The organism is Aurantimicrobium minutum (assembly GCF_029894165.1).
GTDB classification, from domain to species: Bacteria; Actinomycetota; Actinomycetes; order Actinomycetales; family Microbacteriaceae; genus Aurantimicrobium; species Aurantimicrobium minutum_A.
The window spans coordinates 235,300-257,021 of record NZ_JARXXU010000001.1; the positions used below are offsets into that span (position 1 = coordinate 235,300).

Here is a 21,722-nt window from a genome sequence, read left to right on the forward strand (position 1 = left end):
CACCATTGTTCAACGCTACTCCCAGCTCAACACTCCACGCATCAAAGTTTCAAGTTCTGGGATTCACTCGCCGGATCATCCACGTGCCGACGAACAACATGAGCAATGCACATGAAATGTACCAACTTGTGTTTATACCCGTCTTAGCTAATTGCATAGAAACCTGTCCTGGCAAAGCGGAGGGATCTACGCCGGAAGAACCTATGAGCTCTCCCCTAGCGTTAATTTCAAACCAAGTCGTGCTAGAAGCCTTCAGTCCCCGATAGTCAATGCCTGAGAGTGTGAGCGCATGCCAACCCGCCTCAAGGCCGTAGGGAATGACGGTATTGCCAAGAATTGTTCCCGCAGCACCTGCAGTGCCTGACGAGAGCAATTGTGGAGTGGAGTGGACGACTAAGGACCAAGGGGAACTGGGTTCCAGGCCTGAGCTCGAGAATTCCGCAAGCCCACCTGTGACGGGGTCTCCAACGACAACATCAATCACAATTTCGAATGTCGTTTCTGTTTGGCTGGGAGATACTGGCTTCAGCGCAGTGGAAGTCAGACTCGATGAGCTCGTACCGATGTTGTTCACTGCATTCACTCTGAACGTGTAGTTCACCCCGTTGGTTAAGCCCGTGATGTCACAGGAAGTGACGGGCGCCAAGACCGTGCAGCTCGCTCCACCAGGTGTTGCCGTGGCTGTGTAGGAAACAAGCGCGCGCCCACCTGTCGCAGATGGTGCAGTCCATGCAAGAGCAACACCCTGATTTCCTGCAACGCCGGTCAGGTCGGTGGGTGGGTCTGGTGAAGTCACGTATGTCGCAGCCAAAGCTGTAGAAGCTGGTCCAGCACCGGCATCATTCACAGCACGAATGATCACGCCATAGTTCACCCCTGCTATTAGACCTGAAATGTGTTGCGGGCTCCCGGTTGATGTTGAACTGAAAGCAATCCAGTGGGCGCCCGCATCAACAGAGTATTCATAACTACTTATTGGATTACCTCCATCCGAAGATGGAGCATTGAAGATCACAGAAAGAAAATCGTTTCCGGGAGTCACTGAGGTGAGCGAGGGTGCATCAGGTGTGGTGTGAGGGGTTGAGAGCAAGGACGCGGTGCTTGCATCACTTTCTCCAACCGTCGCAAAGGCGGTTGAGCGGGCAGTCACTGTAAATGTGTATGCCTGGCCGTTTGTCAATCCGCCTACGAAACAGAGTGTCTGCGGCCAGGAAGTACTGCAAGTGTGGCCGCCGGGATTTGAGGTGACGAGATAAGTGGACAGCGATGCACCACCATTATCTACAGGTGCCATCCAGGTGACCACTGCAGATTGATCGCCTGCACCTGCCTGAATTGACGTTGGAGGGCCCGGTTTGGTCAGAGGGATGGTGGAACTCGACAAGACACTTCGTGGTCCATAGCCTTCTGAGTTATAGGCATAAACACCGAACCTGTATGGGTAACCATTTGTGAGGCCGGTAACGTCACAAGCCAACGATGGAGAAGGAATTATTAGCGTGCAGACACTTCGACTCACTCCCGCGCTGTCGTAAGCACGGACCTGATATTCACTCACGTCATCGCCCCCGTTATCTACTGGGGCGGTCCACGTGACTGTCGCGCCCGCGTTACTACTCGACCCCGAAACAGACGTCGGTGCACCAGGAATTGTTCGCGGGATGGCGGGGGATGATGGAAGACTTTCTGCGCCGTATGCAAGAGAGTTTTTGGCCTTAACCGTGAAAGTGTAAGCCGTTCCGTTGGTGAGTCCTGAAATCGTGCACGTCAGTCCAGAGACCACACATGAAAATGATCCAGGGGTGGAAGTGGCTGTGTATTCAGTGATCACATCGCCACCATTATTCAAAGGTGCAGTCCATGTGAGGGTAGCTTGCGTTGCCTGCGTAGATACCGTGGGGAGTCCCGGATTACTCGGAAGCCCCAGTGGCGTGACAGCGTTTGAAGCTGCGCTAGCCGCCAACGCAGCACCGGCAGCGTTAGTGGTCTTAACGGTAAACGTGTATGAAGTTCCATTGGTCAAACCATTTACGATGCAGGACGGGTTCGATACCGAAGAGGTTGGTGCAATACACGTAGCACCTCCGGGACTAGATGTGACAAGGTAACCAGTGACATTGGCGCTCACCCTGTTTGTCCACGTGACCCTCGAGCTGGCATCACCAACTTCTGCATTTGGGGTACCATCTAAAACTTCTACAGGTACCACCATCGGTGTAACAGTCACAGCATTACTTACCCCACTAACTCCAGATGAGTTATTAGCAGTAACAGTAAATGTGTAGGACTGACCTGTTGTAAGCCCAGAAACGGTGCAGGTCCTGGCTGTGGCTATCGCAGCACATGTTTTTCCGCCCACACTCGATGTAACGGTGTAACCCGTGATAGTGCTGGATCCTGAGAATGAAGGCGCAGTCCAATTCAGAGTTACGCTCGTTCCGCCCACGGACGCGGTCGCATTTGTTGGTGGTCCCGGTTTAGGACATCCTGTGCCAGTTGGATTTTGCCACAATAAGTAGGGATACCCGTTATTGAAACCGGAGCAAATTCCCCAAATTTGGGTTGTTCCGTTGTATTCAGCCCACCCATCAACAATTGTCCAATTTCCGCCGTTTGGGCCGAAAGTTGAATAGCTTTTCATCTCGGCAGTTGTCTTAGAAAACACTTCCGGTGGGACGACAAATGGGCTCACCCAGTCCCAGCCCATAAATCTTGAGGCAATTCCTGAACCAAAATGTGGTTCAAAAAATAGATTTCCTTCGAGTGTTGTTTTCGACATCCTTCTGAAGAGGACACCGCCGCCGTATCCCCCAACACTGGACTTGACTGTGACATTTGAGTAAGAATTTCCAACTATTGCATCGGGATAGCCAGCACGATAATTTCCGTCTTGCCCACCTACAAGACCACCCCCATCTCCAGCATCGATTGTCCCTTGCGAATAAGAATTTCGAATTATTCCTTGGTTGAGGCCCACTAACCCTCCGGCCATTGCTGCAGACCTGATCGTTGCCCACGCACCGCTGCTTTCAATGCGCCCGGAGTTGTAGCCCACAAGTCCCGCTGTATATTGCTCAGTACTCGAGATGCTCCCGCTGACATAAGAAGTTGAGATAACCCCCTGGTTTTCTCCAGCTAGCCCTGCAGCGTAGTAATTCCCGTTGACATTGACCTGCAGGTTCATCGATGCGATTCGAGCACTCGATGTAAGTTTCGAAAAAAAGCCAACATATTGAACCGTTGGCAAATTAATCGTCAATCCAGAAATTTGAAAGTGATCACCGTCGTAGTTTCCTGCGAAGGATGCAATGGGGATCCACGGGTTCATAGTGGCTAGAGAGATGTCCTGTGTTTGAAGAAAATATGTATTTTCAGTTCCGCAATCTCTCAGAGCCGATAGCTGACTTGCGCTAGCAACCTTCCAGGGATCAGTGGATAACCCGGTACCGCCTGCAAAGACAGTTGTGCAATTAGCCACAGCACGAGCTGTGTCTGCCATCCCCATCAGGGGACTCACCCCAACAGCTAAAGCTGCAAAAACAGTCAGTACCTTGCGTGTGGCCAGAACTGTTACTCGATTGGTGTTCTTTTGGAGTGCACGGAACAGCATCATCTGATTACCCGCCTCCACCCGGCATTTTTGCGCTGAAATAACTTCAGTAGTCTACCTGAAATGATTTCAGCACTGGGCTGAAATGATTTGAGCTTGATTTCTCCAAATCTTGATAGCCTCATCACATGGCAGATCTCGTGAAAAAGTCCTCGCGGAATACCGCGAAGCTTCACCCCGCCATCGCTGCCCAGGCGCCAAGAGAACGAGTCCTTGATTCAGCCTTTTGGTTACAGTTTGGGGAGGACCCAGAACCCTCAACCCGGCAGAAAATGATTTACGTCACTGCTGACGACGTCAGCAGGGTAGGACCCTCAACGTTCAATGCAGGGGAGATGACTCAAGCTTTGGGCGTGGCCTATAGCCTGGTTAACTTTCACTTTGGCAGTAGGGATGAACTCCTTGCAGAGACTATGTATTACGTCTACACCGGGTATGTGCAAGATGTGTGGGCCAAGGTAACCAGCGCCACGCGGACCCCCGAGATACGCATGAGAACGTGGATTGAGGCACTTGCGGATAAAGCTGCCGAAATTGGAGGCTGGGGTGCCGTAATTAACTTCCCCACAGCATCACTAGAAGTATCAGGTCTGGTTGCCGATAAATATGGCCAAGAGATAGTCGACTTGGCAGAGCTCAACTTGGCACGGGTGATGATGTTGATTAGTGACATGAACAAGGGCCAAGTCAGTGACAAAGAACCTGCGCTTGGCAAGGTTTCTTCTGTATCGCTACTAAGGAATCCTGCAAAGACTGCACAAGCCGTCAGCGTGATGATGTCTGCAAACGGTCTAGCCATCCTTCGGGGAGGACGCAGCGCCACCGAGGCGGCTCGTCAGAAGTCGATTGACAAGATACTGACCAAAACCCACGTGACCAGGATTATGGATTCACTCAAGCAGAAGTAAATCGCGCGGTAGGATTGAGGTATTCCCCCCGCTCGCGAAATCGCTGGAGTCGTACCCATGCCCACCATCGTCGTCGAGGTAATGCCCAAGGCTGAAATTCTTGACCCACAGGGCAAGGCAGTCGCTGGTGCTCTTACCCGCCTAGGACATAACCAGTTCTCCGGTGTTCGCATCGGCAAGCGCTTCGAGCTCACCGTTGACGGTCCCGTCACCGCTGAAACTCTCGCAGCCGCCAAGACCATCGCAGAGGACATCCTCTCGAACTCGGTCATCGAAGATGTCGTCAGCATCTCCGAGGCCAAGTAATGCGCGTCGGAGTCATCACCTTTCCCGGCTCGCTCGATGAGCGTGACGCGCAGCGTGCTGTGCGCCTGGCAGGCGGAACGCCTGTGGCGCTCTGGCACGGTGCCCACGACCTCGAAGGCGTAGAAGCCATCATTCTTCCCGGAGGGTTCAGCTACGGCGACTACCTCCGTGCCGGCTCGATTGCTAGCCACGCGCCCATCATGGCGGAAGTCATTGATGCCGCCCACAAGGGCATGCCCGTTCTCGGTATTTGCAACGGCTTCCAGATGCTGGCCGAAGCTCGTCTCGTTCCAGGTGCCCACGGTCGCAATGACTGTGGCACCTTTGTTCGTCGCGACCAGAAGCTCATCGTGGAGAACAACACCACGGCATGGACCAAGGATTTCACGCAGGGTGAAGAGATCATCATTCCCTTGAAAAACGCTGATGGCCGCTTCGTTGCAGATGCTGACACCATCAAGCGCATCGAGGACAACGGCCAGGTCACTTTCCGTTATGTCGGGATGAACCCCAATGGTTCGCTCGATGACATCGCAGGTGTGTCCAACGAAGCCGGCAACGTCGTGGGCCTCATGCCTCACCCCGAGCACGCCGTCGAGCCTGGTTTTGGTCCCGACACTGCTCAGGCGATGCGCTCGGGTCTGGATGGACTCAAGTTCTTCACCTCGGTTATTCAGAGCACTTTGCTCGCCAAGGCCTAGACATCGTGGAGACGTCTAGCGCTTCGAAGCAGGTGGGGTTCACTCCCCGCAAGCTGTATTTTGTCTTGGCTATCGCCGAGGCCTGCACCTGGACATTGCTGATTACCGGCCTGATTCTTCGCAACACAATCGGCGTCGACCAAGACATTTTCACCCTCATCGGCGGCCTCCACGGTTTCGTGTTTATTACCTACGGTGCTGCCTCGATCCTGATCGCGTTCAACCAACGCTGGGGTTTCTGGATGGGATTGCTGGCTGTTGTGACCGCCATCCTCCCCTACGCCACGATTCCGTTTGAACTCATTCAGGCTAAGCGTGGAGCCCTGGAAGGCCACTGGCGTTTCGAGGCCACCGACGACCCTCGCGATCACACCTGGCTGGACCGTCTCTTCCGCTGGTTCCTCAAGCACCCTGTGCTTCTCATTCTTGTCATCGTGATCGCAATCGTGCTGGTTTTCAGCGCGCTGCTCCTGCTTGGCCCTCCCGGAGGTCGCTAAACAGATGAGCTCCTCCACTTTCAGCTTTACCCACACAGAAGGGACCGACGCGTGAGCACCCACGTCGCCGACACCGTAGAGAACGCTCTAGCTACTCCAGACAAGGTTCAGCCCTATGGCGCCCTGGGTCTGAAGGATGACGAATACGCTGAGATTCGCAAGATCCTCGGCCGCCGCCCCACCTCCGGTGAATTGGCGATGTATTCGGTCATGTGGAGTGAGCACTGCTCCTACAAGTCCTCCAAGATTTACCTTCGCCAGTTTGGCCAGAAGGTCAGCGAGAAGATGAAGGAAAAGCTCATGGTCGGCATGGGCGAGAACGCCGGTGTTGTCGACGTCGGCGAGGGCTGGGCGGTCACCTTCAAGGTGGAAAGCCACAACCACCCCAGCTACATCGAACCTTTCCAGGGTGCTGCGACCGGTGTGGGCGGTATCGTCCGCGACATCATCTCGATGGGTGCACGCCCCGTCGCCGTGATGGACCAGCTGCGCTTTGGTGCCATCGACCACCCCGACACTCCTCGTGTGCTGCACGGTGTTGTCGGCGGTATTAGCTTTTACGGTAACTGCCTCGGTCTTCCCAACATCGGTGGCGAGACCTACTTCGACTCCTGCTACCAGGGCAACCCTCTGGTGAACGCCCTTTCCGTGGGTGTGCTTCGCCACGAAGACCTGCACTTGGCGAATGCTTCGGGTGTGGGTAACAAGATCGTTCTGTTCGGTGCCCGCACCGGTGGCGATGGTATCGGTGGAGCGTCGATCCTGGCCTCTGACTCCTTCGATTCCACGGGCCCCACCAAGCGTCCTGCTGTGCAGGTCGGTGACCCCTTCGCGGAGAAGGTGCTCATCGAATGCTGCCTGGAGCTTTACCGTGAAGGCCTGGTGGAAGGTATCCAGGACCTCGGTGCTGCCGGTATCTCTTGTGCAACCAGCGAGCTCGCCTCCAATGGTGACGGCGGCATGTTTGTCGAACTCGACCACGTTCTTCTGCGCGACCCCACCCTCACTGCAGAGGAAATCCTCATGTCGGAGAGCCAGGAGCGCATGATGGCTGTGGTCAAGCCTGAGCTGCTCGATCAGTTCATGGCTGTTGTGAACAAATGGGATGTTGAAACCAGTGTGCTCGGTGAAGTAACCGACACCGGTCGCCTCATCATTCACCACGGTGGCGAAGAGATCGTGAACGTAGATCCTCGCACCGTCGCTATCGACGGCCCCGTCTATGAGCGCCCCCTCGCTTACCCCACCTGGATTGATGCGCTCAACGCTGACTCAGCTGACAAGCTCGCTCGCCCCACCTCGGGCGCAGACCTCAAGGACCAGTTCTTGCAGCTCGTCGCGAGCCCCAACCTGGCCGACAAGTCCCTCATCACCACGCAGTATGACTACTTCGTGATGGGAAACACCGCACTGAGCTTCCCCGATGACGCCGGCATGATCCGCGTAGATGAAGAATCCGGCCTCGGATTCTCTATCGCCACCGATGCCAACGGTCGCTACTGCCAGCTTGACCCTTACCAGGGTGCTCGTTTGGCCCTGGCCGAGGCCTACCGCAACGTGGCTGTCTCCGGTGCTGTTCCCGCAGCGGTGACCGACTGCCTCAACTTCGGTTCTCCTGAGAACCCTGAAGTCATGTGGCAGTTCAAGCGTGCGGTCGAAGGCCTGGCAGATGGCTGCTTGGAACTCGAAATCCCCGTCACCGGTGGAAACGTCTCCTTCTACAACCAGACCGGTGACGCCCCCATCCACCCCACCCCTGTTGTGGGTGTGCTCGGTGTGATTGATGACGTTGCTCGTCGTATTCCTTCCTCCTGGCAGGACGAGGGCAACAACATCTACCTGCTCGGTATTACCCGCACCGAACTCGATGGTTCTGCCTGGGCGGGCACCATTCACAACCACCTCGGTGGTCTTCCCCCCATGGTTGACATGGGTCAGGAAAAAGAATTGGCTGACCTCCTGCACGGCGCTGCCATTGAAAGCCTTGTTCTTTCAGCTCACGACCTCAGCGATGGCGGTCTGGGTCAGGCACTGGCCGAGTCGGTCATGCGCTTTGGCGTGGGTGCCCGCGTCTGGCTCGATGAAATCATCGAGCGCGATGGCGTGGACGCTGCAACCGCTCTGTTCTCTGAATCCACCGGTCGTGTAATCGTCTCCGTTCCTCGCGAAGATGATGTCCGCTTTCTGGGACTCTGCGAAGCACGCAACTATCCTGTTTTGCGCATCGGTGTGACCGACCAGGGTGGCGCAGATGCCAAGCTCGACATTCAGGGCATGTTTGAAGTTACGGTCGACGAGATTCGTCAGCGCAGCAACGAGACCCTGCCAAAGTACTTCGGCTAACTAGCTCTGAGCAACGGCAATTCTGAGGGGGCTCAATTCCTGTCCCACGGAATATTGCTCACCCATTATTGACTTGCCACCCGCTGTGAGGCGAGTCGTGATGTCTTGTGCACTTCCGACTCCTGAGAGCTCCAACTGAGCAAAATCTATCAACGTCGCTGGTGAGAGCACTCCACCCACGAGGACAGAGAGAATTCCCTGTGTTCCCTGAATTCGAATTTCAGGATCACGAATGTCTACGTTCAGCATGCCCCAGTGCCCACTGAAAACTACGGAACCTTGAAATTGCATGGTTCCTTCCAGCGACGTGGTGTCGAAGTTGGATCGTTCAGCATCGAGTGAGTAGACAAATCCAGCTGGAGTCTGTTCGGCAGAGCCGCTCACAGTAATGGTGCCATCTTCGAGAGCTGAGATGTACTCCACCAGGCTCGTCTTGATTGCCCAAATGAGTTGTGTGCTGTCCGACATGTTTTTCCAATCTGCTCGAAGCAGAATCATCCTACTTTCTAACTTGGGGTGTGTTCAGAGCCTGTAACTTTAGTGAAAGAAACAAGGCGAGGAGATCAGGCGTGGAAACACCAATTCGGGTAACCCTGATGATTCAGGGTGAGATGAATCCTCTGCTTGCCCAGTATCTACAATCCGAAACGGTAGAGCTCACTGTTATTGAGATTTCTCACGTTTCAGATATCGCTACACAACACGTTGCCGCTGTGTCTCACGCTCAGGTTGTGTTCGCTCTCACCTCGCAGCATCACGCACTCACCGTGGCCGAACAGATCGTGCCTTTGTTAGCAACTGGTTGCATCTATGTCGACCTGACCACCGCAACACCTGCATCCAAGAAACGTCGTGCAGGTCTCTTCCCTGCCGAAACTTTCGTCGATGCAGCATTGAAAAATCAAGGGTCCCCCTCAGAACAACTCACACTCAGCGTGGCCGGTGCGGGTGCCCAGCGCCTCAGCGAACTTCTCTCACCCCTGGATCTTCAAATTGACGTCGTCTCCGATGTGCCCGGTGACGCAGCAGCACTCAAACTCCTGCACGATATGTTCACCAAGAACATCACGAGTGTGCTGATCGACACCCTCTGGGCTGCTGAAAGCATGGGCATGCAGGAGCGGGCATTTGAGGACATCAAACAGGGGTTTGACTCTTTTTCGGGAGCTCGCGCACAAGAGTTAATCACTGATGCCTCCGTGAACTTCAAACGCAGCCAAATCGAAATGGCAGATGTCGTCGAAATGCTCACTGACAGTGGGTATGAAAGCACGATGTTGGCACCGATTCAATTCAATTACGGGCGCATCATGCACGGGAAGAAAATTCCCTATAGCAAGCCAGCGAAGAAGTAACGAAGAGAAAGCCCCCGCCCTGATGGGCGGGGGCTTTCTACTGTCTGGACGAGTGAAGTTACTTTTAGTAGTCAAGCTGCTGCTGGAGCTGATCGAGCACGATATAGCAGGGGAGGACCTGCGCAACGCTGGCGTTTGGTTCGCGGCCTTCCTTAATGGCAGCAACGAATTCACGGTCCTGGAGCTCAATACCGTTCATCGAGACGGCAACGTTAGACACGTCAATGACTTCTTCCTTACCGGTGACGAGGTCGTCATAGCGTGCGATGTAGGTGTTGGTGTCACCGATGTAACGGAAGAAGGTGCCCAAAGGGCCGTCGTTGTTAAACGACAGTGACAGGGTGCAAATCTTTCCCGTTTCCGTAGCCAACTGAATGGACATATCCATTGCAATGCCCAGCTCAGGGTGCCGGGGGCCCTGAATAGCGTTGGCCTTCACAACCTTCTCTCCCGTTTGGTACTGGAAGAGATCAACCGTGTGGGCTGCGTGGTGCCAGAGCAGGTGGTCCGTCCAGGAACGCGGTTGGCCAAGAGCGTTCATGTTGGTGCGTCGGAAGAAATACGTCTGCACATCCATCTGCTGAATGTTGAATTCACCTGCGGTGATTTTGTTATGAACGTATTGGTGAGAAGGGTTAAAGCGACGGGTGTGACCGGCCATCGCGATGAGCCCGGTTTCCTTCTGCACATCCACGATTTCTTGAACGCCCTGAAGGTTATCTGCCATGGGGATTTCCACCATGACGTGCTTACCGGCCCGCAGAGCTTCGATCGTTTGATCGTGGTGCATCTGGGTGGGGGTAGCCAGGATGACACCATCGAGATCAGGCTGAGCCAGCAGTTCGGTGTAACTGTCGAAGCCCTTCACCGCGCCATATTTCTCGGCCACTTCATCAGCAATGTTCTGGCGACTGTGGCCTACATATTTGATCGTGGCATCTGGAATGTTCACCAGCGCATCGAGATGCTTTTGTCCGAAGGCACCGAGGCCGACAACAGCGAGATTGACAGTCATTCTTAGTCTTCCTTAGGGGTCAAGATGAGGTGTCCAACAGAGGTGTTGGAGGCAGGGACGTGGTTGAACCGGTAAACCTCGTTGACTTTGTCACCCAGGGCGCCACGCATGATGAGCCACATAATGAGTTCCACACCTTCAGAACCAGCCTCGATCATGTACTCGAGGTGGGGCTTGTATTGCAGCACTTCAGGCTGGTTGATCAGGTCATCCATGAACTGGATATCCCACGGCAAGTTAATGAGACCTGCACGAGCGCCCTGAATCTGGTGGCTCATGCCGCCAGTTCCCCAAATCTGAACGGTGAGGTCTTCATCGAACTGCTCCACAGCACGCTTGATGGCCTTACCCAGAGATAGGCAACGCTCGCCCGAAGGCTGAGGGTTCATCACGACGTTCACGGGCAGAGGAATGACCTTCGTGGGCCACGTGTCTGGAGTGCCAAACATGAGGGACATGGGCACGGTGAGACCGTGGTCCACTTCTAACACGTTCAAAACGGTCATGTCGAAGTCGTCCATGATGAGTGAAGCAGCCAGGTGTGTAGCCAACTCTGGAGCCCCCTCCACATCAGGAATGGGGCGAGGGCCATAGCCCTCATCGCAGATGGCGTAGCTATCTGCAATTCCCAAGGCAAAGGTGGGCATGATTTCCATGCCAAAGTACGAAGCGTGGTCGTTATAGACAATGATGGCGACATCGGCGGGGTTGTCTTTCACCCACTTCTTGGAGAATTCGTACCCATCGAACATGGGCTTCCAGTAGGCATCCTGTGTCTTGCCCGAGTCGACTGCGTGCCCCACTGCGGGAACGTGACTGGTCGCGATACCAGCAACAATCTTGGCCATTATGCTTCCCCTCGTTCCTTCTTGGAACGCCAGCCTTCAACGCTCCGTCCACCGTTGATCATCATCTGCTGGTATTCCTCCACGTTCATGTCTGTCATGGTGCTGACAGCCTCGACATAGCTCAAACCTTCTGAGGCAAAGATCTTAGACAGGAAGTAGACGTTGCCACCGAGGTCTAACATCTTCTGGAAATCGCGGTCGATGACGGCCTGCTTTTGCTCGTCGGTCATCTTCCACTCGGCCAGGTAGGCAGGGCCGTCAGCGAGGAATCGCGTGCGGTTTTCTTCTGAACGCAGGCTCATGCAGAACTGGTTGAGGTGAAAACCTTCACGCGCCTTCTCAATGGTGAAGATGGTGGTGCCTGGAATGTCATCGTATTGTTCAAAATTGGGCTTCATGATTAGCTCCAGTAGAGAGTGGTGGGGTTGGTAACAAGCAATTTCTCTTGCAACTGCGCTGTCGTTGCAATTGAAGGAACATAGTCAACCAAGATGCCGTCATCGGGCATCTCGGTCTTCATATTGGGGTGCGGCCAGTCCGTGCCCCACAAAACGCGATCAGGAAATTCTTCGACGATCTTCTTGGCAAAGGGAACAACGTCCAGGTACCCAGGTGAACCCGTCTTTGTCAGACGGTCAGGACAGCTGACCTTGCACCAGACATCTTTGTTTCCGCGCATGAAGTCGAGGAACATCTCAAACTCGTCATTATCCACGGGCTTAGTCACATCGGGGCGACCCATGTGGTCAATGACCAACGGAATTTTAAGTGAGTTGAAGAAATCCTTCTTTTCTTTCAAGTCAGCTGGTTCGAAGTAGAGAACGACGTGCCAGCCGAGGGGACGGATTTTCTCAATAATCTCGCGGTAGTAGTCATCGGGCTTGGGATCAACCAAACGCTTGACGTAGTTGAAGCGGACACCCCTCACGCCAAGATCGTGCATGCGCTGCAGTTCTTCAGCAGAAATGTCCGGCTTTACGGTGACAACACCGCGGGCTTTGCCGTTCGCACGCTCGAGCACATCAAGGAGTGCTGAGTTGTCAGATCCGTGGCAGGTGGCTTGGACGACAACGTTCTTGTCGAATCCTAGAAAGTCGCGCAGGGCAAACAACTGTTCCCAGCTGGCATCGCAGGGTGTGTACTTGCGCTCTGGCGCGAAGGGGAACACATCACCTGGGCCGAAAACGTGGCAGTGGGCATCTACAGCACCGGCGGGAACCTGGAACTTGGGCTTGCTGGGGTTGGGGTGCCAGTCGAGCCAATCTGCATCTTTCACAAACGCGCTCATAGTCCGCGTTCCTTCAGCTTGGAGTCCAGCCGCGGGAAGACGGTGCGAGCATTCTTCGAGAAGATGTTCTCGCGCTCGGTATCCGAGATTTTCGCAGCATCGATATAGCGCTTGGTGTCATCAAAATACTGTCCGGTCTGAGGGTCAATTCCTCGAACGGCACCGATCATTTCTGATCCAAAGAGCACGTTCTTGTTGTCGATCACATCAACCAAGAGATCGATACCAGGCTGGTGATACACGCAGGTATCGAAGAACACATTGTTCATCACGTGAGTATCCAAACTGGGCTGCTTGAGCATGTCCGCCAAGCCACGGTAACGGCCCCAGTGATACGGAACAGCCCCACCACCGTGAGGGATGATGAAACGTAAGGTGGGGAAGTCAGCAAACAAGTTGCCCTGGATGAGCTGCATAAACGCCGTGGTGTCCGCATTCATGTAGTGCGCACCGGTGGCGTGGAAGTTGTGGTTGCAGGATGCCGAGACATGAATCATGGCAGGAACGTCGAGTTCGACCATCTTCTCGTAGAGCGGGTACCAGAACTTGTCCGTCAGGGGAACGGTCTGCCACTGTCCGCCAGAGGGGTCAGGGTTCAGGTTCACTCCGATGAAACCAAGTTCATTAATGCAGCGTTGCATTTCCTTGATGGTTTCGGTCAGATCAGCTCCGGGTGACTGGGGCAGCTGAGCAACACCAATAAAGTCCTCGGGGAACAGGTCAACAACGCGCTTAATCAAGTTATTGCACGCAATGGTCCATTCAAGGCTGATGCGTTGGTCACCTTCGTGGTGGCCCATTGCAGAAGCACGAGGAGAGAAGATAGTGAGGTCTGAACCACGTTCCTTGATGAGCTTGAGCTGGTTCTGCTCAATGGTCTCGCGGATAATCTCATCTGAGATCTCAGGGTATTCGGGGCTGGGTTGACCTGCTGCATACGCAGCAAGCTGATCAATGCGCCATTGGTTGTGCAGCTCAGGGGCCGTTGTGTAGTGGCCGTGAATGTCGATAATCATGCGTTCTCCCAAGCAGATTCGAGGACGTAAACAGAACCCGACATAAGCATGCGGGCGGTGCGCAGCAGCGCAGACTTTGTCACAACAGGGGATCCAGAAGAATTGTCCACTTCCATCTGGACGGTGAAGAAACCAGTGGGGTGCTCCACTTCCACCTCCAGGCTGGAACCAATGGTGTCCAAGCCTGCGATCTGGGCAGCAACACTGCCTTCGAGCATGCACGCGGTGGCAACGGAGACAGCACCAAGAACACCAATACTTTCGTGCACCCGGTGAGGGATGAATGTGCGGGTAGTGAGCAGACCACCGTCCTGGGCAGGAGCAAGCAAGCTCATCTTGGGAACGGTCTTGTTCGACACATCTCCCAGATTCATGAGGGGGCCGACAGCAAGCCGAATCTCTTCCACACGTGCCTTGAGTTCAGTGTTTGCTTCAAGCTCTGCAGGAGTCTCGTAGCCTGTGATGCCAAAGTCAGAAGCGTTCAGACAGACAACGGGCATGCCGTTGTCGATGCAGGTGACCTGCACGCCAAGAACCTCATCAACCACGTTGCCGGTGGGAAGCAGAGCACCGCAACTGGAACCAGCAACATCTTCGAAGTTGATGTTGATCGGAGCGTGGGTTCCTGGAACACCGTCGATGCGGGCTGTACCGGCATAGTTGACGACTCCACCGGGAGTCTCAACGAATGCGGTCGCCCGTGAGTCGGTATTCTCCATATAGATCGCAACGGGGGTTACGCCATCTGCGGCGGCAACGAGTCCCTTCTCAATTACAAACGGGCCCACACCAGCCAAAATGTTGCCGCAGTTCTGCTGGTCGCTGACTTCTGCACGGTCTGGCCACACCTGCAAAAACAGGTAGTCCACGTCGATGCCGTCACGCTCGGACCTCGAAACAACAGCAACCTTGGAGGTCAGCGGGTGGCCGCCTCCCATGCCATCAATCTCGCGCACATCAGGTGAACCCATAGCAGCAAGCAAGAAGGTGTCCCGGGCAGCTCGATCAGCTGGCAGGTCACTGGCCAGGAAATAGAGACCCTTCGATGTCCCCCCGCGCATCACAGCGCAGGGAACAGCTACTTGAGAGTTATTCACCCGCGTAGTCCTCGTAGACGAGACCCTTTGCAGCGAGCTTGTCGCGCATGTTGTAGATGTCGAGACCGAGTTCACCGGTAGCCAAGCGCGTGCGCTTTCCGGCTTCCATGGCTTCGCGTTCCTGGGCTGCCTTGAGAACCTTTTCGGCATCTTCACGGCGAACCACGCACACCCCGTCAATGTCCGCCACAATGACATCACCTGGGCGAACCAGCTGGTCTGCCATCAAGATGGGTGTCTGCACGTTTGCAATGGTTTCCTTGACGGTGCCCTGGGAACTAATGGTCTTGGACCAGACGGGGAAACCCATCTCGGTCAGAGTTGCCACGTCCCGCACACCTGCATCAATCACGAGTCCACGAACACCGTGAGCCATCAAGCTTTCTGCGAGCAGGTCACCGAGGTAACCATCGTCGCAGGGGCTGGTGGGGGTCACGATGAGGAGGTCGCCAGGCTGTGCCTGTTCCACGGCAACGTGGATCATCCAGTTGTCACCGGGGGCAACTTCACAGGTCAGTGCGTTGCCAGCAATCATGGCGGGGAAGATGGGGCGCAGTCGACGGTTCAACAGCCCGATACGTCCCTGTGCCTCGTGCACAGTTGCGGATCCGAGAGCGGCAAGACCGTCCACAATCTCAAGTGGGGTTCGTGGTGTTCCTCGAACGACGCGTGCCATGATTCTCCTTCGAATATCTGCAGGTAAGCCTGTATACAGACAACCTCATTGTGAAGAAGAAAACCAAGGAGCCTTCCGGATAGTGGAAGGATAATTTGTGGGGGTTTAGGTGCTTGCCTGGAGGCGAGCCGCATCTCCTAGGCCAGCTTCAACCAACTTCTTCGACAGCGCGGCTCCGGTGACCTGCATCACGGGCACTAATTTGCCCAAATCCCGACCATCGCTGGGGGCCACAACTCCGAGTGCGGCGATGACATTGCCGCCCTTGCCCCGCAAGGGCACAGCAATGGAAACCGCACCCTCCGCGAGCTCCTCCTGGGTCTTGGCAAAGCCCTGAACCTTGATGGTTTTGAGCTGAGTTTCCAGAACCCCGGGATCCGTAATGGTTTGATCGGTAAAACGATCTAAGGAGTTCAGAACTGCCTTCTGCAGTTCCGCATCGCCATGAGCAAGAAGCACCTTCCCCACGCCGGTGGCATGGAGAGCAAGCCTAGAGCCCGGTTTACTCATGACTTCGAGGGTTCTAGACCCCGCGATGCGCTCCACAATCAAACAGCGCAGTCCGTCTAACACAGCGATCTGCACGGCATCATTGTGAAGTTGGTAGACGTCTTCCATATAGGGCAGTGCGACTTCACGCAGGTCTGAGTGCACTGAAGCCAGAAGTCCTAAGCGCCAAATCTTGCTGCCGATTTCGTAGTCGCCGTCAGAGCCTCGAACCAGAGCATTCTGTTTTTCCAGTTCGTGCACCAAACGGTGAACCGTGGTCAAGGGGAGGTCGGCTCGACGAGAGATTGAGGCAAGGGACTGCCGACGGTGCTTCACATCGAAGGTGTCTAAGACGGCGAGCGCGCGACCAGTGACGGTGCGGGTCGGAACGCTCTTCTCGGTCACCATTCCAGCCTAGGTTGAAATTTGGGCCAGTGCCTTACGAAGTTGGAGCTCGAAGTGCGGCACATCTTGTTCAATCGTGCCTTGGACGAGTTCTAAATCGAGCAGTGAATACCCATGAGAAATTCTGTTTCTCATGGACTTCATATGACGCCAATCATCACTGAAATATTTTTCTCGAAGCACAGAGCTTGTTTGAGAAATTGTCTCTAACGCAGCAGCAAGTCGCATATTCACAGCATCAGATATGGTCGGATCTTCAAAAGGTCCCTTTGCCATGTGGTACTTCAACATATCTAAATGATTCAGTGCGTCCCGGACTAGTTCCTCATCGGACCTACTCACAGAGGGACCGCTTCCCCCAGTACACGCTCACGAAGAAAAGGTCTGAGGCTTTTCTCTCCAACGACATCTACTTCGACTCCTAACAATTCGCCGAGTGCGAATTCCAGGCGAACGATACCCATAAGGGTGACACCCTTATCGAAAGTTACTAACAGGTCAATATCTGAGCCTTCATGCTCCTTGCCCGTCACCACACTCCCGAAAACCTTGATGCCCCTAGCTCCATGAGATTTCGCAACCTTGATGACCTCACTGCGGTGCTGGCGAAGCTTCTTCCCCAAAGGCGTCTGCCCATGGAAACGAACCAGTCTCGAAACCTCAGGTTGGCTTCTCCCCACAGCAGTAGCAATGTCTCGCTGACTCAGGCCCGCCTTGATTCCCGCCCGAACCGCATCCACCAAGATCTTCCGAGACCTCGCATAGAGAAGGTCAGCAGCGCGGGCTTCAGTCTGTAGCTGTTCGAAAGTTGAAACGGTAGACATATAGTAAATACTATCAGTTATACACAAGAACTGACAGAGCAGTATTCACATTGAACTACGGAGGTATTAGTGACCGTCGAGTTCCGCCGCAATAGACGCTGCTGCATCTGTCAGCGTGGAGACCAAGCGGTTGGTGTCGAGTCTGTTCAAGTGCACAATCACGCCCACAGCTGCCACACAGCGCCCGTTGCGCATGATGGGAACAGCGATAGAGCCACTTCCCCGCGTCATCTCTTGACGAGTAATGGAATAGCCGTTCTTGCGCACTTCCGCGAGATCCCTACGGAGTGCATCAGGTTGAGTAATCGACTGAGGCGTGGGCTTGGGCAGAGGCTGGGCCAGATACTGCTCGATCGCTTTCTCTGATTGATATGCCAACAACACCTTGCCCACACCAGTGGTGTGCAGGGGAAGGTGACCACCAGCACGACTGATGGTGGGGATACTTCTCTCCCCCACCAGGCGGTCAACATAGAGTGCCTGACCCCGGTCAAGCACGGCCAGTGTCACATTTTCGCCAGTCTCTTCATAAAGACGCGCAAGAGTGGGCAATGCGCTTTCACGCAGGCGCTCACTCAAGGGAGCATGCTGCGCGATGGTCCAGAGCTTGGTGCCGACTCGGAACTTACGGTCACTGCCTTTGCTCAAAAATCCCCCCTGTTCGAGGGTCCCCACGATGCGATGACAGGTGGACATGGGAAGTTTGGTCAGCTCAGCGAGCTCGGTCAGTGTGAGGGCACTGTGCTTGGGATCGAAGCAACTGAGGACCTCCATGGCGCGCTCCAGAAGCGCCGTGGGGGCACCGCTGTCGACTCGTGCTGGGCTCATGTGGGGCTCCGTTCTGAAACTTCCATCCCATGAAACTTTAGTCTTGTTGGCTTCTTCCGCATAGGTCTGAATAGACCTAGACGTTCACCACTACGCATTCCCCACACAGCAAAGGTTCAATGATGACCACAACAATCCGCACACAGGTAGGCATTCTAGGGTCCGGCCCTGCAGGTCTGCAGCTCGCCCACCTCCTTCAACGCGCAGGCATTGACTCAGTTGTTATTGACGGCCGGAGCCGCGAAGACATCGAAGGGACAGTTAAGGCGGGAATCCTCGAATCCCCCGCAGTCGAGGTACTCGTGGAAACCGGCGTTGTCTCGCGCGACTACGTTGAGACCATGCGTCACGACGGTGTCGAATTCCATTTCGATGGCCATGCACACCGCTTCGACTTTCCCAAGCTCACTGGAAAAGGTGTCTATCTCTACCCCCAGCACGAGGTGCTCAAGGACCAGATCAAGGCCCGGGTTGCAGCTGGCGTGACCCCGCTGTTCGAACACTTGGCAGAGAAGGTTATCGACGGCCCCAACGGACCCATGATTGTGGGAAAGACTGCCGAGGGGGAAGCCTTCGAAATCTCTGCAGACTTCATCATTGGCGCCGACGGTTCGATGAGCATTGCCCGTGAATACGTCACTGGTAACCGCTTCAGTGGGATGGCCCGAGAATATCCATTCGGCTGGTACGGCATCCTTGTTGACGCACCCCCCAGCTCGGAAGAATTGATCTATAGTCGCTCTGAAGAAGGCTTCGTTCTCATTTCGACTCGAGATGAGAAAGTTCAGCGCATGTATTTCCAGTGCGACCCCAACATGGACGTCAACGCAGTCAGCGACGAGCAGATCTGGGACAAGCTCCAGGCAGGTGTGGCCACACACGAACTCAAGCGCGGTCCTATCTTTCGCAAGGACGTTCTCAAGTTCCGCAGTTACGTGCACGACAGCCTCCGCAAGAACAAGGTCTTCCTCATGGGAGATGCCGCTCACACTGTTCCTCCCACCGGGGCTAAGGGCCTCAACCTCGCCTTCAGCGATGTGTTGTGGTTGAACCGAGCACTTCGTGAGTACTACCGTTCCGGTTCTGAGAAATTCTTAGACACGTACCAGCAGGACGCACTCAAGCGCATCTGGAAGGCCACCAACTACTCCTACATGATGACCACAATGTTGCACATCGCACCGGATGCAACCGAGTTCGATAAATTGCGCCAGGTCGCTGACCTCTACGCCATAACTGAATCTGAAGCGGGACAGACCTACATCGCTGAAGGTTATGTGGGCTGGGATTACAGCGCAGACGACTGGCGCTAACAACCTACGTGGCTCTTAACTACTCATCCCCCACAAAAAATGTGGGGGATGAGTAGTTGTAAAAAACAAATTAGCGCTTGCGGTGGATCGATTTCATCCGCGTATACGCCCCGATAGCTTCAGGGCCGTATTCCATCCCGATACCAGAGTCTTTCCAGCCCCCAAATGGTGCGGCCAGGTTAGAGCCATAGAAGTTGATTCCCACTGATCCCGACTCAATGCGGCGAGCAAGCGCAGCACCGTGTTTGGGGTCTTCGGTGAAGATGGAGCCTCCCAAGCCAAATGGTGAATCATTGGCGATGTTGACGGCATCGTTTTCATCTTCGAATGGGATCACGACAAGGACAGGGCCAAAAATTTCTTCACGTGCCACGCGCATCTGGTTATTCACATCTGCAAAGACAGTGGGCTTGTTGTAGTAGCCGCGGGTAATTCCTTCTGGCATTCCGGAGCCGCCCACCGCGACACGAGCGCCCTCTTCTTGGCCTATGCGAATATAGTCCGCCACTGTTGCTGCTTGCTTCTTCGACGCGGAAGGTCCATAGACCGTTGCTGGATCAAAAGGATCACCAATGCTGGTGTTGCCCACCACCGTTGCCACGGCATCAACGACCTCGTTGTAGATGGATCGAGGAGCCAAGATACGAGTGGAGTTGTAACACGTCTGGCCTGTGTTCCTCAGACAGGTTCTGTTCAACATGGATGCAAAGTAGTCCAGGTTGGCATCCGGCAGAACAATACTTGCTGACTTTCCACCCAGCTCAAGTGTGACAGGACGCAGTAGTCGTCCACACTGCTCCGCGAGCAAGCGGCCCACGCCGGTAGACCCAGTAAACGCAACCTTGGCGACCAGGGGGTGCTCCACGAGAGCTCCCACAACGTCACGACCACAGGTAATGAGATTGAGAACACCTTCAGGAATCCCAGCAGCCTGTGCTGCTTCCATCAGAACACGCAAATCCAGTGGAGTCTCAGATGCAGGCTTAATCACGACCGTGCAACCCGCAATGAGAGCAGGTGCCAGTTTGACCATTACGAGTGCGACAGGGAAATTCCAGGGAGCAATGAGCGCCGCAACACCCCGGGGCTGACGAACAACTTCAGTGAACTGGTCCACCACGCCAGGGAATGGACGTTCATCAACCTGGTCAACATAATCAGCAAGTCCCGCGTAGTAGCGAAGAAGTTTGCCGGCGTGACCAGCAGCCTGGCGAGTTTCAGTAATGCCCGTTCCGTTTTCACTGGTGATGATCATCGCCAGCCTTTCGGCACGTGCCTCAAATTCTTCGGCTAGACGAATCATCATTGCTGCACGCGCAGGGGCGCCTATGTCACTCCACCCAGTTCCACGGAACGCGCGAGAAGCAGCTTGCACTGCTGCATCGATATCCTCAGCACTTGAGGCAGGGACCGCTCCCCAGATCTCCTCGGTGGAAGGGTCAACTATCTCGATCTTTTTGTCAGAGAGTGACTTAACCCAGTCACCACTGATGAAGTTATCTTCGTGGTATTCCGCGAGCGTGGTCATAATGTCCTTACTGAATAACGTCGAGTTTGAGGAGCTCAATCGAGCGAGCAAGCTCTACTTCCGCAATGGCACGAGCTTCCGCAGTAATGAGCTGGTCATAAATGGTGTCTTCCAGGCGTAGACGGATTTCCTGGGGGGTCTTTCCAAACCACAATGCTGAGAACGCCATACCGGTGGGCTGGAAGCGCCACAGGCGGTCCGCATCACGCATGATGGCATCTTCGATGCCGTCGTGGTTGGGGTCGGTGTCGTGACCGTCAATGATGGTGCAGACAGCGTTGACTACTGCGTCGCTGTAACCCAGTGGGGGCAGAACTTCGCGGGCAATGTTGCAACCTTCGATTTCATGCAGGACACGAATGTCGGACTGCATGGCATTATCACTGCGGAAGCCCTCAGAAATGATCCGGTCCTCGTCGACTCGAGCCCAGCCGGTGTCGTGGAGAAGGATAGCGAGTCGGGTGACGAGTGAATCTGCCTCGGGGTGGTGATCCAGGAGCAATTCAGCAAAGTTGAAGGACAGGGGCAAGTGAATGTCATTGGCACGGGTCCGGAGATAGGGACGAACCGCAACCCAGACGGCGTCAAGGTTTTCCCAGTCGCCTCGGGGGCTCGCACCGTTTGCCAGCGTGGGGATGTCTCCCAAGACATGCGTGTATTCCATCGTCATTTTCT

22 protein-coding genes and 1 pseudogene are annotated in these 21,722 nt (G+C 54.8%); 7 read left to right on the plus strand and 16 right to left on the minus strand.

What is annotated here, in order from left to right; genetic code table 11:
- Positions 1-49: 49 nt before the first annotated feature.
- Both M2119_RS01185 and M2119_RS08150 read right to left on the minus strand, forming a co-directional pair.
- Positions 50-2,212: a fibronectin type III domain-containing protein gene (locus M2119_RS01185; protein WP_280803150.1), complete on the minus strand. Its 2,163-nt coding sequence runs from the start codon at positions 2,210-2,212 to the stop codon at positions 50-52.
- An 18-nt stretch (positions 2,213-2,230) separates the two neighbouring features.
- Positions 2,231-3,613, minus strand: a pseudogene (locus M2119_RS08150) (fibronectin type III domain-containing protein); the annotation flags it as partial.
- Positions 3,614-3,738: 125 nt separating this feature from the next.
- On the opposite strand from M2119_RS08150, the gene M2119_RS01190 reads away from it, so the two are divergent.
- From M2119_RS01190 to purL, 5 genes are read left to right on the plus strand one after another with little or no spacing between them, the layout of a single operon-like run.
- A complete protein-coding gene (locus M2119_RS01190; RefSeq protein ID WP_280803151.1) occupies positions 3,739-4,518 on the plus strand; it encodes a TetR/AcrR family transcriptional regulator in 780 nt (259 codons plus the stop codon).
- 57 nt (positions 4,519-4,575) lie between these two features.
- The gene (gene purS, locus M2119_RS01195; RefSeq protein WP_110234659.1) at positions 4,576-4,824 is read left to right on the plus strand and encodes a phosphoribosylformylglycinamidine synthase subunit PurS; all 249 of its coding nucleotides are present in this window, start codon (positions 4,576-4,578) and stop codon (positions 4,822-4,824) included.
- A complete protein-coding gene (gene purQ, locus M2119_RS01200) occupies positions 4,824-5,525 on the plus strand; it encodes a phosphoribosylformylglycinamidine synthase subunit PurQ (RefSeq protein WP_280803152.1) in 702 nt (233 codons plus the stop codon). The genes purS and purQ overlap by 1 nt, the downstream gene beginning before the upstream one ends.
- Positions 5,526-5,530: 5 nt before the next feature.
- Positions 5,531-6,022 carry a DUF3817 domain-containing protein gene (locus tag M2119_RS01205; RefSeq protein ID WP_280803153.1) on the plus strand — a complete coding sequence of 164 codons (492 nt, stop codon included), beginning with the start codon at positions 5,531-5,533 and terminating at the stop codon, positions 6,020-6,022.
- A gap of 51 nt (positions 6,023-6,073) precedes the next feature.
- Positions 6,074-8,365, plus strand: coding sequence for a phosphoribosylformylglycinamidine synthase subunit PurL (gene purL, locus M2119_RS01210; protein WP_280803154.1), 2,292 nt, complete (start codon positions 6,074-6,076; stop codon positions 8,363-8,365).
- Here the strand turns inward: purL and M2119_RS01215 are convergent, their stop codons facing one another.
- Entirely contained in the window at positions 8,366-8,833 is a 468-nt protein-coding gene (locus M2119_RS01215; RefSeq protein ID WP_280803155.1) for an HtaA domain-containing protein, read from the minus strand.
- A gap of 101 nt (positions 8,834-8,934) precedes the next feature.
- Here M2119_RS01215 and M2119_RS01220 point away from each other — a divergent pair, with 101 nt between their 5' ends.
- Positions 8,935-9,720, plus strand: a complete 786-nt coding sequence (locus M2119_RS01220) for a hypothetical protein (protein WP_280803156.1) — start codon at positions 8,935-8,937, stop codon at positions 9,718-9,720.
- A gap of 64 nt (positions 9,721-9,784) precedes the next feature.
- Here M2119_RS01220 and M2119_RS01225 read toward each other — a convergent pair whose 3' ends face one another.
- The 11 genes from M2119_RS01225 to M2119_RS01275 all read right to left on the minus strand — a co-directional run bounded on the left by M2119_RS01225 (position 9,785) and on the right by M2119_RS01275 (position 18,206).
- Positions 9,785-10,735 (minus strand): Gfo/Idh/MocA family oxidoreductase, encoded by a 951-nt coding sequence (locus tag M2119_RS01225; protein ID WP_280803157.1) that lies wholly within the window; start codon positions 10,733-10,735, stop codon positions 9,785-9,787.
- Between the two features lie 2 nt (positions 10,736-10,737).
- Complete coding sequence (locus M2119_RS01230; protein WP_280803158.1) at positions 10,738-11,583, minus strand: class III extradiol dioxygenase subunit beta; 846 nt, start codon at positions 11,581-11,583, stop codon at positions 10,738-10,740.
- A complete protein-coding gene (gene ligA, locus M2119_RS01235; RefSeq protein ID WP_280803159.1) occupies positions 11,583-11,981 on the minus strand; it encodes a protocatechuate 4,5-dioxygenase subunit alpha in 399 nt (132 codons plus the stop codon). Before ligA ends, M2119_RS01230 begins: the two co-directional genes overlap by 1 nt.
- Positions 11,982-11,983: 2 nt before the next feature.
- A complete protein-coding gene (locus tag M2119_RS01240) occupies positions 11,984-12,871 on the minus strand; it encodes an amidohydrolase family protein (protein WP_280803160.1) in 888 nt (295 codons plus the stop codon).
- Positions 12,868-13,887: an amidohydrolase family protein gene (locus M2119_RS01245; protein ID WP_280803161.1), complete on the minus strand. Its 1,020-nt coding sequence runs from the start codon at positions 13,885-13,887 to the stop codon at positions 12,868-12,870. The genes M2119_RS01240 and M2119_RS01245 overlap by 4 nt, the downstream gene beginning before the upstream one ends.
- Positions 13,884-14,984, minus strand: a complete 1,101-nt coding sequence (locus tag M2119_RS01250) for a 4-oxalomesaconate tautomerase (RefSeq protein WP_280803162.1) — start codon at positions 14,982-14,984, stop codon at positions 13,884-13,886. Before M2119_RS01250 ends, M2119_RS01245 begins: the two co-directional genes overlap by 4 nt.
- Positions 14,977-15,660, minus strand: coding sequence for a 4-carboxy-4-hydroxy-2-oxoadipate aldolase/oxaloacetate decarboxylase (locus M2119_RS01255; protein ID WP_280803163.1), 684 nt, complete (start codon positions 15,658-15,660; stop codon positions 14,977-14,979). Before M2119_RS01255 ends, M2119_RS01250 begins: the two co-directional genes overlap by 8 nt.
- 105 nt (positions 15,661-15,765) lie before the next feature.
- Complete coding sequence (locus M2119_RS01260; protein WP_280803164.1) at positions 15,766-16,554, minus strand: IclR family transcriptional regulator; 789 nt, start codon at positions 16,552-16,554, stop codon at positions 15,766-15,768.
- A 9-nt stretch (positions 16,555-16,563) separates the two neighbouring features.
- Positions 16,564-16,830 (minus strand): HepT-like ribonuclease domain-containing protein, encoded by a 267-nt coding sequence (locus M2119_RS01265; protein ID WP_280803165.1) that lies wholly within the window; start codon positions 16,828-16,830, stop codon positions 16,564-16,566.
- A gap of 62 nt (positions 16,831-16,892) precedes the next feature.
- The gene (locus tag M2119_RS01270; protein ID WP_280803166.1) at positions 16,893-17,378 is read right to left on the minus strand and encodes a nucleotidyltransferase family protein; all 486 of its coding nucleotides are present in this window, start codon (positions 17,376-17,378) and stop codon (positions 16,893-16,895) included.
- Positions 17,379-17,444: 66 nt separating this feature from the next.
- Positions 17,445-18,206 carry an IclR family transcriptional regulator gene (locus M2119_RS01275; RefSeq protein ID WP_280803167.1) on the minus strand — a complete coding sequence of 254 codons (762 nt, stop codon included), beginning with the start codon at positions 18,204-18,206 and terminating at the stop codon, positions 17,445-17,447.
- A gap of 119 nt (positions 18,207-18,325) precedes the next feature.
- Here M2119_RS01275 and M2119_RS01280 point away from each other — a divergent pair, with 119 nt between their 5' ends.
- Entirely contained in the window at positions 18,326-19,519 is a 1,194-nt protein-coding gene (locus tag M2119_RS01280; protein ID WP_348520936.1) for a 4-hydroxybenzoate 3-monooxygenase, read from the plus strand.
- Positions 19,520-19,589: 70 nt separating this feature from the next.
- Here the strand turns inward: M2119_RS01280 and M2119_RS01285 are convergent, their stop codons facing one another.
- Together M2119_RS01285 and M2119_RS01290 are read right to left on the minus strand one after the other, a co-directional pair.
- Positions 19,590-21,047 carry an aldehyde dehydrogenase gene (locus tag M2119_RS01285; RefSeq protein ID WP_280803168.1) on the minus strand — a complete coding sequence of 486 codons (1,458 nt, stop codon included), beginning with the start codon at positions 21,045-21,047 and terminating at the stop codon, positions 19,590-19,592.
- A gap of 7 nt (positions 21,048-21,054) precedes the next feature.
- On the minus strand, positions 21,055-21,711 hold the full coding sequence (locus M2119_RS01290) for an HD domain-containing protein (protein ID WP_280803169.1): 657 nt from the start codon (positions 21,709-21,711) through the stop codon (positions 21,055-21,057).
- Between the last annotated feature and the right edge of the window lie 11 nt (positions 21,712-21,722).